Below are 1,780 nucleotides of genomic sequence, written 5' to 3'. Positions count from 1 at the left end.
TGTGACTATCTAAAATAAACTCTCCCTGACTATTTTTACTATAGATTTTTTCTCCCGAATTATCCTTACCAGATTTACGCATGGTAGCGAAAAAGATATTATAATCCTCCACCTTTGGGCATAATTTATCATCCCATTTTTGCACCAATAAAACCGAAGTTTTCGTGCCAGTATGGGGTTTAAAAGTGTTGCCATGTAAACCAATTACCGCTAAAATTCGACATCTTTCGGCAAGATAATCACGGATATATTTATCACTAGAATTATTGAATCTTCCTTGAGGTAAAACAATAGCCATTCTTCCCCCCGACTTGAGGAAGTCTAAATTGCGCTCAATAAAGAGAATATCCCGCCCCATTTTAGTTTGTCTTTTACCGTTATCTTTTACCGATAAATCATACTTTTGAATAAGACGACTTTCTTTAATATCACCAGCAAAAGGAGGGTTAGCCATTAACACATCAAAATTGAATTGTTGATAACTATTTTTCTCTGTTTGCAGTTTCTTTAAACGTTTAAAACCTTGATTATAAATATCAATCCAATCCTCTTGTTTTATCCAGTCATCCCACCTGTCAAAATCGAGGGTATTTAGATGTAAAACATTAGTTTCTCCATCCCCTGCAATTAGGTTTAAAGTACGCGCAACTCGTACTGCTTTTTCATCAAAATCAATGGCGAAAACCTTTTCTTCAACGTATTTTGTACATCGATAGGGCTTATCTTCTAAAGAGAATAAATGACTAGCAGAAATGCCCTCATCTTCTAAAATTTGTTGCCAAACATGGAAGATAGTATGTACAGGAAAACCAGATGAACCTGCGGCGGTGTCAATGATAAATTCATCCTCTTTTGGGTTAAGCATTTTCACACACATATCAATAACATATCGAGGGGTAAAAAACTGCCCTTTTTCTCCCTTACTACTCTTGTTAATTAGATACTCAAAAGCCTCATCAACGACATCTAAATTAGAGTTAAATAACTTAACATTTTCGAGGGAAGCAACACACACCGATAAATGAGAAGGAGTAAGGGTAATTTTGCTTTCTTCACTAAATACCCCTTCCCATTTTTTCTTCGCATCATCAAAGAGTTTTTGAATCTTATTTTTGAGGGCGGTTTCGGTTTGCCCAGTGTTTCTAAATTCTAAACAACGACTATTTTTATTATTGCCTTTTCCTGATAACCATTCATCATAAAGTTTCGTGAAAATGAGTTTAAATACTTCCTCAAAAACATCAACACCTGCGTTAGCTAAAACTTCGTCTTCTAATTCTTCAATGAGGTTTTTTAAGGATTTTTTTTCAGTAACTAATTTATCTTTTTTAACTAAATCTTCGAGGGTAAATTTTTCGTTTAATATATCCGCTAAAGTTTGATTAACGTTAGGAATATCGGTAATATCTTCAAAATAATTCGGGTCTTTTCTCTGATAAAATGATATTTGATCTCCATTTGTCCACACTGCGATGGGTGCGCCCGTTGCGTTACAATAGGATTTAAGTTGATCTTTGCCGTCTTTTAATTTCGGTGCTTTTAATTCGATAATTATATAGGGAATGGTGGGCTTATCTCGATCGAATATTACTATATCAGCTTTCTTTTTTTCTCGCCCAAAAGACACAGGATATTCTATTTGCATCCGTGAAAAAGGATAATGATAACGCTGATGTAAAACCCTTAAATAAAGTTGTCTAATAACTTCTTCTGGTTTAAGTTGAATGTCTTTATTTCTAACTAAACAATTAATATAATAATTACTACTTTTTGCGGTTTG

At 34.0% G+C, this 1,780-nt stretch carries 1 protein-coding gene; it reads right to left on the bottom strand.

All coding sequences use genetic code 11. The features are described from left to right. The coding region (locus tag ACN4EE_RS23095; protein WP_431708857.1) for an N-6 DNA methylase at window positions 1-1,780 on the bottom strand (1,780 nt) is incomplete at both ends.

The sequence above is a fragment of the Geminocystis sp. CENA526 genome, assembly GCF_050753365.1.
GTDB lineage: Bacteria > Cyanobacteriota > Cyanobacteriia > Cyanobacteriales > Cyanobacteriaceae > Geminocystis.
This window is presented reverse-complemented; position numbering and strand designations above follow the sequence as displayed.